This is a genomic window from Nostoc sp. (genome assembly GCF_036917315.1).
Classification (GTDB): domain Bacteria; phylum Cyanobacteriota; class Cyanobacteriia; order Cyanobacteriales; family Nostocaceae; genus Nostoc.
In genome coordinates this window covers 266347-278621 of sequence record NZ_JBALDR010000042.1, presented here as the reverse complement: position 1 = coordinate 278621, position 12275 = coordinate 266347, and the positions used below count along the sequence as shown (strand labels likewise).

Genomic DNA, 12275 nt, shown 5'->3' with positions numbered 1-12275 from the left:
TATGCCACTTTTGTCTCACAATTATTCTGCTCACTGATTACTGCCTTCTTTGATGAGGGGTAAGACCCCTCATTTATTCGCCAACAGTCTCATGGAATTCGCGGCTACACAGGCAAAGTCCACCTGCGTGGACTAAATTCATACATAATTTTTGGTTTATTTTGGAGTGAGTTCCCAGGTGGGAATAAGTGATTTTTGGCTATGGTGGGTAGCTTGGTTTCTGATGTAATTGGCTATATTATTAATAGCATCGTGACTCACTGTAAAAGCTCCATAGCTGCCTTGCCATTTAAAAAACTCACCTGGCTTGATTTCGTGGGTGATGAAATGGGAAGAACTTCCCTTAATTTGTTTAACTAATTCAGAGATACTGATGGTTGGCGAAAAGCCCGTTAGCAGATGGACATGATCTTCAATACCACCAATAGCAATTACGGTACACTTTAACTGTTCACATTCCCGAATAATTGCCCCGAAAACTTCCTTCTGAATATCAGGTGTAATTATGGGCAATCTATCCCAAGTCGCCCAAACATAATGCACATACAATTGCGTAAAACTTGATCTCATTTTCTTTAACCCACGAAGGTGGGTTTCGTCTGTGTAGCCGCGATTTCCAATCGCCCGGTATTCATCCGGTATTCGCCCGGTATTCTATTATTGTTATGAATCTTTCTTTTTAAATTTCATACTTGCCCAAGTTACCTCTTCATCGCTGTCACCTTCATCGACTTCATTGATTGCTGGAACATCGCCCAAAGTCATCTGCTTGACTTTTGCAACATCACCTTGACTAACTGCTTCGCTTAATTCGCGTTTCAAACGAGCATTTTTAATCGCATCTTCTGGAGAACGGGAACTCGTATTAAAACATTTTTCTAGGGTTTCGTATATCCCTACGCGACGAGTCTTTTTGCGATACTGGCGTTCTGTGTCTAACAATTTCGCCATGAGTTCCAAGTGCATCGCGTCACCATCACAGATTTCTTCTAATACTATCCATTCATCACGGCCTAGTAGGCTATAGTCTGAACCAGGACGAGGGTCTTGAAATTCTTCGCCTGTCACTTCTTGATAAATCCGGGGTAAGCTATCATCAAATTCGTGTTTTTCTTCTAGCCAAATGCGACGAATTTCGCTCATTTCTTCTAGAGTAATTAGGGTGATGTCGCGCATACTTTCTGGCGCTGTACGACGGGTTTTTGTTTGCGCTTCTAATAATCGTCTGAGCCAATGTTCCCGCCAATATTTGGTATAGGGGCCAGGGATTGGTTCAATGGAGGTTTCCCCGTTTTTATTGCGTTCAAATAGTTGGACATCTCCCCAAATTCTTCTAAAATCCCTTTTTTCTCGGTCATCTTTGATATCTAGTTCATTACGGATATCTAATAATGGCTGCATCCATTCTTTTTCTTCATCATTTTGGATCATCGCCTCCATTGATTTATCCTTATTCACTAATGTGCAAACCCAGCAGCCAAATCGGGAATCACCACAGCTAGGAGTAGAAGTATCAACAACTAGTGGACATTCATTATCGGCTGTTGCACCTCGATACATAGCAAATAATTCTTTATTACTTTGTCCCCAAGGATTATCCCACTGATTCAGGTATATCCAGACATCGTTATTACTCCAATCTTCAATAGGGGTATAGATTAAGGAGTTGGGTAGGCTGGCATTAGGACTCAGGCGATCGCGTACTCGATCAATTTGATGCTTTTTCATTGTGGCAGCACGTTTGACGCTTTCTGCTTTGCGAGTACCCAATACAAGAATTGTTTCACCGTTAGCTCTAACTATTTCACGGATGAATTGATTAGCAGGATTAATTTTTAAGCGTGGTGTACACCAGCGAAACTGGTTACGGGGTGCTGGATATCCCTTACCAATAAGATTTACCCAAAATGTGTCTTCAATTACTGGTTGCAGTAGATGTGGATCAATTGGCATCCCCTGTCTTTTAGCAGCTACCTTGAGATTCTGCATGGATTTGCGAACCCAAGCAGACACTACAGGATTTTCCACCAGAGTATCGGTTGTAATTACATAGACTGTTTTAGTTCTTTTTTCTGGAGGAAGAGCAGCGATCGCATTCCATACAAGCTGCAATACTGTACTAGAATCTTTTCCCCAAGACACGCCCAAAACCCAAGGTATCTCATCTAAACAATACAATTCTTGAATTTCAATGTTGAGAGCTTGGATGTAATCCACTAACTCTGCTACAGTACGTGTTTGCTGACCTTTATTTTCTGCTTGTTGTGCTGTAGTCATTTCTCCTTCTCTCTGGAAACACTGGCGTAATATCTGGGCGAATAAAATTCACGTCTAGATAGACAAAACCTACCTCCGTGGGTTGAAGAAAAGTTTTTAAAAACTTCACTACTAATATCCAAATTTTTGGATAATTAAACGACATAATTCTATTCTGTTTTTAAAATTTAACATGAAAGATAGTGCATCTGACCCAACGGCTGACATCGCTAGAGAGTACCTAGAACGAGAAAACAAGGAAAAACAGGTACTAGCTTTACTCCTAGAGAAGTTTTTAGGGAGAAAAGATCAGATTCTCGTTCAGAAAACCGAGATGGGTGGTACTGAGGCTTATGTTAGCTCTGTTACACTGGAATGGTTTGCAGGTCGGGTTCACTTCGCCTCTGGCTTACCTCTGTTTCAAAAAAAGTATAATCCTGAAACTGATAATGTCGAGATTGACGCGGATAGTATTGATGAAATTCAGCAGCGTCCCCTTGATTGGTCACGTCAAGCACCGCTAGTACAGTATTTGGCGGCTAGACAAAATCACAAGTTTCCGCCAGTGCTAGTAGTAATTAATCAACCGTGGGTGGATAATCCTAAAGCTGCTGAGTGGAATAGCGAAGGACGCGCCACAAAGTCTACTACTGATTTTATACCCTTAGATAAAGACGCTAAAGTAGGTCTGCTAAATATTTCTGAAGATGATGTGACTATTTATGCACTAGATGGTCAACACCGATTAATGGGTGTACAGGGGTTGATGGAGTTAATTAAAACTCGCAAACTCCAGCGCTATAAGAAAGATAAAGGTGCTGATGACAGTTTTATTACAGTCAATGATTTGATAGAAAAATACCAAGTAGACCTTGCTTACTTGCAAAATTTACCCAAGGAAAAAATTGGTATTGAGTTCATCTGTGCGGTAGCGGCTGGGGAAACTCGCACCGAGGCGAGGCGGAGGGTGAGATCGATTTTTGTTCATGTCAACCTGATGGCTGCACCGTTGACTAAAGGGCAACTAACACAGTTGAATGAAGATGATGGTTTTGCGATCGTTGCTAGAAAAATTGCAGTTACACATCCACTATTAGAACAACGACAAGAGCGCAATCCTCGTGTTAATTGGAATAGTGCAACAGTCGCTTCCAATTCTACAGTTTTGACGACTTTGCAAGCTCTACAAGATATGTCTGAGCGATATTTAGTTCATAAGTTTCCTCACTGGAAACCTTTAGAAAAAGGTCTAATTCCCATGCGTCCAGAGGATGAAGAAATTGAGCAGGGAATTGAGGAATTTAAAAAGCTATTTGATTCTTTGGCTAGTCTTTCCAGTTATAAAATTTTAGAACACGAGGATACACCAGCTTTACGGCGCTTCAGCTTTGAAAAAGATGGAGGTGAAGGAAATATGCTTTTCCGTCCAGTTGCTCAAGTTGCATTAGCGCAAGCTTTGGGAATTTTGGTTTTTAAAAAAGGTTTTTCCCTGGCAGATATTTTTAAGAAACTGCGGAAGTTTGACCAGCAAGGTGGTTTTAGTGGTATGGAATATCCCCAATCTCTCTGGTATGGGATTTTGTATGACCCAAATAAAAAGCGGGTGCAGGTTGCTGGACGAGATTTAGCGGCGAAATTATTGGTTTACATTCTGGGTGGAATTCAGGAACAGATGGAACGTGCTGAACTTCGTAAGGCTTTGGCGGATGCTAGAACAGTGGAAGATAAAACTATAAGTTTCGATGGTCAGTTTGTTGATCCAAAAGCTGTAGGACTTCCACATATTCTCAACTAGCAAAGTTAAGTAGGGATTTTGCAGTGTGGTTTTTACCGATGCTATAGTCCATAAGGGTTGCATATCATGTTTGCTAACATCTACTAATTTATATTAGGTTTTTATTATATGGCTCAACCGATTGAGGACGACAATAATAGCATTTCTCCTCAGATAAAAGCTCAGTTTAGCTCCTTTATTGAGCCATTCTTTTCACAATATCATCGCGATCGCTGCTATCCGGGGCTGATTTTTCAGCAGGGAAAGCGGACAATGCTGCAAATTAATGTACCTGCGAGTGACTTTTCTGGTCTTCTCCAAGCTAAACCATCCACTGGGAATGATCCTGATTCTGGTAAAAATCGCCCAGTGGTTAAAGGTCATGCTGATGAAATTAAAAAATATATTGTTGAGCGTTCCCGAAAAGAAAAACCTTGGATTGTAGGAACGCTGACTGCTAATGTAGCCCCAAAAGACATAACAATTCTTGAATTGGGGAGGGGCATTTGTCTGGTTGTAATTCCTCGTGGAGTCAAGTTAGATATAACTGATGGACAACATCGTAAACATGCAATTCACCAATTAATAGAAAGTGGTGAAAGCAACTTAATCAGCGATGATGATTTTGGGATCACTCTAGTTTTAGAGGGTAACTTTCAACAGTGTCAGGCAGATTTCAGAGACATGGCTCAAACAAAACAACTAGATAAATCATTATTATTATCATTTGGTGAGTTCTCTGGTCGAGTTGGCATTACTAAAGAGTTAATAAAACGAGTGCCAATGTTTGAGGGTAAGACAGAGAAAATTAAATTGAGTCCTGCTACTAAAGATAAGTTAATCTACACAATTAATTACATAGCTAGGTTTGTAAGTTGCGTTTTTACTAACGATCCAAGTAATCAGCTTCGAGATTATGATGTTTATCAAGCATCTGATGCTTTGGTTATTTGTCTTAATAAATTTTTCTCCGAATGCAGTAATACTGAATATATTTCTGATACGACTGTTGAAGAACTAACACAAGATGAAGTAGGCACATTTAAAGAAGATTGTATTCTAGGTATAAGTGTAGGGCTGGAAGTTTTAGGGCGTTTATTGTACTATATATATGATGCAGAAAACAATTATTTTAATGAAGAAAAAGTTTCACAACTAGCACGGTTAGATTGGTCAAGAGAAAACCAACTTTGGAAGGATAACGTAATTAGAATAGATGCCCAACCTAAAAATCCAGACAAGCCATATAGAATATCTGCTACTGTTAGTGCAGTAACAAATGCAGTCAAAACAGTAAAAAGTACACTGGGGTGGATGTAAAGTTATTGCTTTTAACCATTACTTAAAAATCAAGAGAGGAATTTGGTTAGATCAAATTCCTCATCTTGCTGCTCTGCATTCGTTCTTTCATAACTAAGAATCAATAAAAGTCGCTCTGAATAGTCTACTGCTCCACGCAGTTCATTTTGTATAATCTCTAAACCAGCATTAGCGTACTCTTCAAAAATGTGAATGCGTTGCTCGTCAGCTACATTATCATCATCTATAATTTTAATATTTTCTGTTTCGGTGATAGCCAACAAATTAATTAATAGAGTGAAGCTGCTAGTAAAATAATCTTGTCGCAGTGGAGATAAATCTTTAGAAATTACGTCTAAAGGAATGCGCTTTTTATTTTTAACGCCCAATGCTGCTGCAAACACCATAACTTCTACATAAGTTTGAAAAGGCCCAGTTGTGTCTTTTGATGCGACTAGAGATTTCACTAACTCAGCCTTATCTTTAGCAACCCTGATTCTGTTTGCAGCCATTGTTTTAATATTTACATTGTTGCTATTTTAACCGAAAGTTGGAAGTGATAGTAATTATTATCGCATTATTTTATACTAGTATGTGGGCGATCGCTTAAACAAACAAATTATCCACTAACATAGTCCATCGTGGCACTGCGGGTTCAGCCTCCACCACCTCACCACGGCGATAAACGGTTCTTCAGCATTACTAGCACGATCTAATCTTACCAAAATTAGCGTAGCTTGCCGCCGTAGGCATCGCACCGATATTCCACACTCTGCTAACTTTCTCTTTATAAATCTCGCTACGATGTCCTATTTTAATTACAGTCACTATTAAAACATCATCATTTCATAAACAACTCGATAATCTCCTACTCGAATACGATATGAATTATCATCAGCTTGTAATTTTTTTACCCCGTTTGAACGCGGTTCTATTGCCAAGTCGCTGATTTTAGTTTGTATGCGCTATTGTACGTCTATAGGTAGTTTCCTAAACTGCTTTTTCGCACCCCTTGAAAATTTAACTTCGTAACTCACGCAACATCCTTGTTTATTTCGTTTCTTATTTCGTTTTGAATTTCATCCCAAGACACAGTGCCATTAATGCGTATATCTTCCCTAGCTTCTTTAATGGCTTTTAAGTCTTCTTCATCGTCTATATCATCGATTCTTTTTAATAGTGCGTGAATTTTAACTAAAGTACTGTCATAAGCTTGATGTAGCAGTACGTTGATATCTTTAATTAACTGTTCTCTTTCGTGTGCTTTCATTTTTAATCATCCGAGCGTGGGTTTACTTTTTCTGCCACTGTCTCTAGTTTTCCCTAAACTCAAGTTGGAAACTGAACATCTTCATAAACTAAAGAAATCGGAAAGTTAAAATCAACGCTAGTTAAATTAACCTCATCCCCTTCTTCATAAGGATGTAACTCCCAAATCCCTTTGTCATTGATACGAAAGCAATCTAAACTAATTTTTTCAGCATCAATAAGAACATATTCTTGTAAAGTTTTCATACGGCGGTACTGAATAAATTTACGACCTCTGTCGTAAGCTTCTGTACTGGGGGAGAGAACTTCGACAATTAGACAAGGATACTGAAGAAATTTAATAGCTTGTCTATCTCTTTCATCACAACTCACCACAACATCTGGGTAGTGAAACGGCCCGTTCTCAGTCACTCCTACTTTTGCATCTGCCATAAAAGCCCGACAATAACTTCCTCGGAGGTGACTTTTTAATGCCGAAGCTAAGTTTAAGGCAATACTAGTATGAGGAATTGTCCCCCCAGTCATAGCGAAGACTTCACCATTGATATATTCGTATTTAATATCTTGGTGTTCTTCCCATTCCAGGTATTCCTGGGGAGTCATATACTTTCCGTCTAGACTCGCAACCATAACTTTATCCTTTAAAAATTACGTTCAACCGCAATAATTTCAGTATATTCAAACTCGTTCGGACTTTGTTTCACCAAAGGATATCTTTCTCCACCCAACTCAATATAATCTTGTTCGCAATCTGGCTTAGATGAATAATAAGTAAGTACATATTCTCTACCAATTCTCTGTGTAATCTCTGCTTCTACTTCACCCCGCCACTGAGTCTTAGTAACTAAAACTATCAACTGATTCGCTAATTGGGGAATTGTCTTCGCAATGTGCCGCCGCGAACTTTCATCCAAACTACCAAACGGCGAATCCATGACAATTGGGAAAGTGCTACTGTCGGGAATCATCATCATTTTCCGTTTCTCACTCCATTCCCGCACTTTGTCAATGATGCTGGCAATAAAGGATAAACTGAGAATTTGATTCTCGCCCGTGGATGCTGCAACTGGTGCTTCTATACCTGTAGTATTTTCTATTAATGTAAGTTCATATTTTTCACTAATTTTAGGAATGTATGGAGTTACAGAAATCTCCATGAATATTTCTTGTACTCGCTTTTCTAGTTGCAGACGAAATTGTTGTTCTTGACGATTTCTAACTTCCGTTAAGCGTTCAATTGCATCTTGAGTGGCGTTAATTCGTCGCTGTGCTAAAGTTTGCTTGTCTTCATTCAACTTTTGTTTGGCAATTTGTTTGTTCAAGCCTTCAATTTCAGTTGTGAGTTGAGCAATTTGCTGCTGATTTGCACCCTGTTCTCGATTTAACTCATCAATTTTACTTTCAATTTCATCTAAGCGTTTTTGTAAACTGCTAATTTCTTCATTAGCATCTTTTCTTAACCGTTCTTGAATATTGTCTAAATCGCCTTCAATTTGAGATATGCTTTGCCTTAACTGATTAATCCTAGTTTGTTCTCTATCAACCTCTTCCCAAAAACCTATTGCTTGCTTATCAATTTCATCTACTTGAGCCATCATCCGAATTGCAGTTTCTTCCACTGCCGAGGAACCGGCTTTATTTAACCAAGTACTCACATGAGTATGAGAATGATTACCCTCGTGTAATTCTGCACCACAAATACAGCGCTGAGAATTGAGTAAATCATTCACAAATTCCCGCGAAATTCCTGACGTTAACTCGCCTCTCTGTTTCAAATCATTGATAATTCCTCGAAACTGGGATGTAGTTTCTGAGAGTAAAACGGTATAACCCCGCGCGGAAATAACTTTTTTTAGTGCTTCCTTAGTTTTTTTATATTCTTCTTGATTTGCTGCTTTCTGCGATTCTAAATCCTGCCATCTTTCTTGTAATTCCTTAGCAGCACTCAGTTCTCGCAAACGGTTACTTGTCTCTTTTTTAAAAGTTTGTTGATATTCTAACTCTTCTTTAATTTCAGCTTGCCGTTTGGTAATGCGCTCGCGTTCGCGTTCTATTTTTTCTTGCTGTCGTAATAGTTGTTTAGTTTCAGAATCACCAATCGCTTTTAACTCATTTTCTAGAACTTTTTTAGCATCTCCCAAATGTCTGATGGAACGGTTGATTACTTCTACACCCAAGAAAATCTTTGTAGCTTCGGCAATCTCAGCTTTTTTATCAGAACGGACTATTTCTTCAATTCGCTCGCCGTCAAAGAAAAAATATTGATGTAAAGTAGCAGGTAAAATTTGATTAATTATATCGTCTGGTTGCTGAGTTGGTATATTCCATTTGCCATCATCCGCACCAACCCACATAGTTAATTGAGTTTTGCTAGCGTCAAAATCACCTTCGTTTTTATAACCCCGACAGGCGCGTTTAACTCGATAGCGTTTACCTTCATGTTCCCAGCCAATTTCTACCCAACATTCTACAGCTTGACCTTTTTGAGTTTCTGCGATCGCACGCTTATTCACTAACTGTTCTATCGATGCAAATGCTGCACTAAATTTCTCATATAATACCCAAGTAAAGGCATTCAGTAAACTAGTTTTTCCAGAGCCATTATTGCCATGAATAATCGTCGTGTTGTGAATATCTCCTCCAGCGAGGAGCATCTCTGGTGTTGTACCATAAAAGGAGCGAAAGTTGCATAGCTTGATTGAAGTTAGCTTCATCGCACCTCTTCCTTAATAATGTCCAAAATATTATCATTTATATGGCTGTTAATCTTCTTATCTAGCCTGCCTTTCTCCAGCTTCCATACCCGCTCAATAATTTGCCGCACTTCCGGCGGAGCGCTGGTTATTGGCTCCTGCACATCATCAATATTTGCCTCTTGTGACATATTCGGTTTGAAAATATAGTTTTTTTAAATTTTAACTTTCTCTAGTACTGCATTTACCTCCGTAAAGACACTGTTAGCGTTATCTTTAATTTTGTAAAAACTATTTTTTTAATTTATACTTTATCTTGGAAAAAAGACTTTATTATTAAATTATCTTCTGTTATTATTAATATAATCAATCTAGATGATAATAGGATGTAAGTAAAATTTTTAAACCAACTTACATCCCATTATTATCTAACTCATAATTTTATTATTTCATACTTAATGTTTGTTTTTGCAAAACTCGAAAAATTTTACAAAATCATACAACTATATATAGGACTCCGATTTGATTTCTGAAAACATACTGAGACTGAAAAGCCCGTTTTATCTAGGGTTTTATCTGAAATCTTGTTCAGAAATCAGATATGAGTCCTATAGTTCATCATCAAATATCTAATAAACCATAGCGCTTTTGTAAATCAAGTAACTTCATTCTTGCTTCTCCTGCGTTATCAGCTAAATCAGCAAACTCTACAAAGCGCCGTAATTCCTTTTTCAACAGATTACGCTCAACTTCTATAGTTTCTCTATCTAAATCTGGTGGCAAAACAATCATGTCAAATATAGTGGCGCGTTCCTTACCTGGATGAGGACGTAAAACTCGTCCCCGTCGCTGGATAAACTGGCGGGGATTACCAGAACTTGATAAAATCACCGCAGTTTTAATTGCCGGAATATCGACACCTTCATCTAAACAACGAATTGCGACTAAACCCTGCAACTCACCACTTTCAAATTGATGCCGCAAAATTTCTCTTTCTTGTAAAGTTGTGTGAGCCGTATAGGTACTTACCTTGTACCCTAAATCCACCCCCAGAATTTTAGCAACAGCTTTGAGTTGGCGTAACGATGAACGTTGTCCTAAATCTTGCGAACCATCACTGCAATAAAAAAGAGTGTGAGTAGTGTCGCGGCGAGTTGTCATTAATTCATGCAAAGCGGTTAATTTATTTTCCGCTGCACCAATTAATCTTGCTCTTTTCATCAACAACGACTTTAAGTCTTCATTGTCTTCAAATCCCGCTTCGCCATTTTCTCGTTCTCTATATAGTAGCGATCGCCCAATTCTTTTAGTTAACTTTAAATAGGCAATACTTTCTGCTTCAGTTAACTCCACCAGCACCGGATAATACAAATAATGTACCAAAGCACCTTGAGCGATCGCATCCCTTAAAGTAAACTCTGGCTGGAGAACTGGGCCAAAATAATCAAATAAAGATTGCGTACCAAAATCATCAAAGTACCTCTCCGGTGTGGCAGATAAAGCCAATCTCAACCCAACACTGCGCGGTAAACTTTCTCCTAACTTGGGTGCGCCTAAATTATGCGCCTCATCCCCAATAATTAAAGTTTTGGCGGGAAAATATTTGAGTTGAGACTGAAACCCATCTCCAATTAAAGTGGAGTTTGTAGTAATTACAGTAACAAACCGTTGAGAACCAGAACGCAGATTATAAATTTGCGTAGAAAGTTGACTTTGCCAAGTGCGTAAATTCTCGAAAGCTAAAATGGGTTGCAAATTAAATTTTTCACATTCTCGCGCCCATTGGGTAACGAGATGGCGGTAGGGACATACCACCACCAAAACTTGTAAATTAATCTGTTGGTAGAGTTCACAAGCGATCGCTAATGCGGTAATCGTTTTACCACTACCAGTAGCCATTTTCAGCGTCCCTCTGCCATTGTTGGTAAACCAGCTAGCGATCGCTTGCCGCTGATATTGCCGCAATTGCAGAGACACAGGCATTCTTGGGCATCCTGGTAATGGTTGCGGAGTGTAATAACTGCCCTTACTTTCCCTTGCAAATGGTAATTTCAACCGGAAAGTGGGCAGTTGCTGCACTGAATTTTTCGTCAGGTACATATGTTAAGCACAAAGATGGTAACGAACCCTAATTAATGGGCATTGGGTATTGGGCATTGGTTATTTCTCACTCATCTCCTCCACCCCCTACTCCCTATTCCCCATTCCCCATTACTCAGTTGTAACCGCGCCAAACACCAATGAGTGAACCTTGCACCTGTACTTGCATAGCGCTGACTTCAATGGGATTGTACTTAGGATTTGCTGGTTTGAGGGTAACGCGATCGCCTTGGCGATAAAAACGTTTTAATGTCGTACCAAATCCATCAACTCTGGCGGCGACGATAGTGCCATTTTTTAAATGATTTGGTTCTGCTACTGGACGCAGAAATACCACATCGCCATCAGTAATTAAATCTTCAATCATACTATCGCCAGCTACCCGCAAAGCATAGGTTTGGGGAGGTAAATCGAAATTAGAAAAGTCTAAATGATCTACAGCATCAGTAAACGGTTCTATTAAACCACCAGCAGCGATCGTGCCCAAAATTGGTACACCTTGCTTAACAGGACGCAAAATCCGAATCGTTCGCGCTTGTCCTTCAGTCCATTCTATATATCCTTTAGTGCGTAAATGCTCTAAACGACTTTGAATTGGTGCTGGTGACTTCAGGTTCATCGCTTGCATCATTTGCCGAATAGAAGGCGAATGCTGATGCGATCTGATGTATTCTGCTAACCATTCGTAAAGTTCTTGTTGAGCTTCTGTTAGACGTTCCATAAATTTCCGAGAAGTAATTATAAATGTCTCTAGAACATTAGTACTACAAAAAACTCCCTATAACAAGAGAAAAGTAAAAATATGAAAGGCAAAAGCAAAATTATTTTCTTCTCTTTTGCCTTTTGACAAATAAAGAATATTACAGGTTACAGGTTAGAGCTTA

General features: G+C 39.0%; 11 protein-coding genes. 2 read left to right on the top strand and 9 right to left on the bottom strand.

Features of this window, described 5'->3' with window-relative positions; all coding sequences use genetic code 11:
* Nucleotides 1-156: 156 nt before the first annotated feature.
* Both tnpA and dndC read right to left on the bottom strand, forming a co-directional pair.
* Entirely contained in the window at nucleotides 157-570 is a 414-nt protein-coding gene (tnpA, locus tag V7K84_RS19280) for an IS200/IS605 family transposase (protein WP_334840346.1), read from the bottom strand.
* Between the two features lie 93 nt (nucleotides 571-663).
* Nucleotides 664-2277 carry a DNA phosphorothioation system sulfurtransferase DndC gene (gene dndC, locus V7K84_RS19275; protein ID WP_334840345.1) on the bottom strand — a complete coding sequence of 538 codons (1614 nt, stop codon included), beginning with the start codon at nucleotides 2275-2277 and terminating at the stop codon, nucleotides 664-666.
* Between the two features lie 172 nt (nucleotides 2278-2449).
* Here dndC and V7K84_RS19270 point away from each other — a divergent pair, with 172 nt between their 5' ends.
* Nucleotides 2450-4051, top strand: coding sequence for a DGQHR domain-containing protein (locus V7K84_RS19270; RefSeq protein WP_334840343.1), 1602 nt, complete (start codon nucleotides 2450-2452; stop codon nucleotides 4049-4051).
* 108 nt (nucleotides 4052-4159) lie between these two features.
* Nucleotides 4160-5350, top strand: a complete 1191-nt coding sequence (locus tag V7K84_RS19265; protein ID WP_334840341.1) for a DNA sulfur modification protein DndB — start codon at nucleotides 4160-4162, stop codon at nucleotides 5348-5350.
* 29 nt (nucleotides 5351-5379) lie between these two features.
* Here V7K84_RS19265 and V7K84_RS19260 read toward each other — a convergent pair whose 3' ends face one another.
* The 7 genes from V7K84_RS19260 to lexA form a co-directional block, all read right to left on the bottom strand.
* Entirely contained in the window at nucleotides 5380-5841 is a 462-nt protein-coding gene (locus V7K84_RS19260; protein ID WP_334840340.1) for a DNA phosphorothioation-associated protein 4, read from the bottom strand.
* Between the two features lie 521 nt (nucleotides 5842-6362).
* Complete coding sequence (locus V7K84_RS19255; RefSeq protein WP_334840338.1) at nucleotides 6363-6599, bottom strand: hypothetical protein; 237 nt, start codon at nucleotides 6597-6599, stop codon at nucleotides 6363-6365.
* Nucleotides 6600-6658: 59 nt separating this feature from the next.
* Entirely contained in the window at nucleotides 6659-7228 is a 570-nt protein-coding gene (locus V7K84_RS19250) for a Uma2 family endonuclease (RefSeq protein WP_334840336.1), read from the bottom strand.
* A gap of 11 nt (nucleotides 7229-7239) precedes the next feature.
* A complete protein-coding gene (locus V7K84_RS19245; RefSeq protein ID WP_334840334.1) occupies nucleotides 7240-9312 on the bottom strand; it encodes an AAA family ATPase in 2073 nt (690 codons plus the stop codon).
* Nucleotides 9309-9482, bottom strand: coding sequence for a hypothetical protein (locus V7K84_RS19240; protein ID WP_180277607.1), 174 nt, complete (start codon nucleotides 9480-9482; stop codon nucleotides 9309-9311). The genes V7K84_RS19245 and V7K84_RS19240 overlap by 4 nt, the downstream gene beginning before the upstream one ends.
* 430 nt (nucleotides 9483-9912) lie before the next feature.
* A complete protein-coding gene (locus tag V7K84_RS19235) occupies nucleotides 9913-11391 on the bottom strand; it encodes a DNA phosphorothioation system restriction enzyme (protein ID WP_334840332.1) in 1479 nt (492 codons plus the stop codon).
* A gap of 115 nt (nucleotides 11392-11506) precedes the next feature.
* Nucleotides 11507-12112, bottom strand: a complete 606-nt coding sequence (gene lexA, locus V7K84_RS19230) for a transcriptional repressor LexA (protein WP_163929533.1) — start codon at nucleotides 12110-12112, stop codon at nucleotides 11507-11509.
* Nucleotides 12113-12275: the final 163 nt, after the last annotated feature.

Coding starts and splice junctions, on each gene's coding strand:
- tnpA (WP_334840346.1), bottom strand. CDS start 570: ATGAGATCAAGTTTTACGCAATTGTATGTGCATTATGTTTGGGCGACT.
- dndC (WP_334840345.1), bottom strand. CDS start 2,277: ATGACTACAGCACAACAAGCAGAAAATAAAGGTCAGCAAACACGTACT.
- V7K84_RS19270 (WP_334840343.1), top strand. CDS start 2,450: ATGAAAGATAGTGCATCTGACCCAACGGCTGACATCGCTAGAGAGTAC.
- V7K84_RS19265 (WP_334840341.1), top strand. CDS start 4,160: ATGGCTCAACCGATTGAGGACGACAATAATAGCATTTCTCCTCAGATA.
- V7K84_RS19260 (WP_334840340.1), bottom strand. CDS start 5,841: ATGGCTGCAAACAGAATCAGGGTTGCTAAAGATAAGGCTGAGTTAGTG.
- V7K84_RS19255 (WP_334840338.1), bottom strand. CDS start 6,599: ATGAAAGCACACGAAAGAGAACAGTTAATTAAAGATATCAACGTACTG.
- V7K84_RS19250 (WP_334840336.1), bottom strand. CDS start 7,228: ATGGTTGCGAGTCTAGACGGAAAGTATATGACTCCCCAGGAATACCTG.
- V7K84_RS19245 (WP_334840334.1), bottom strand. CDS start 9,312: ATGAAGCTAACTTCAATCAAGCTATGCAACTTTCGCTCCTTTTATGGT.
- V7K84_RS19240 (WP_180277607.1), bottom strand. CDS start 9,482: ATGTCACAAGAGGCAAATATTGATGATGTGCAGGAGCCAATAACCAGC.
- V7K84_RS19235 (WP_334840332.1), bottom strand. CDS start 11,391: ATGTACCTGACGAAAAATTCAGTGCAGCAACTGCCCACTTTCCGGTTG.
- lexA (WP_163929533.1), bottom strand. CDS start 12,112: ATGGAACGTCTAACAGAAGCTCAACAAGAACTTTACGAATGGTTAGCA.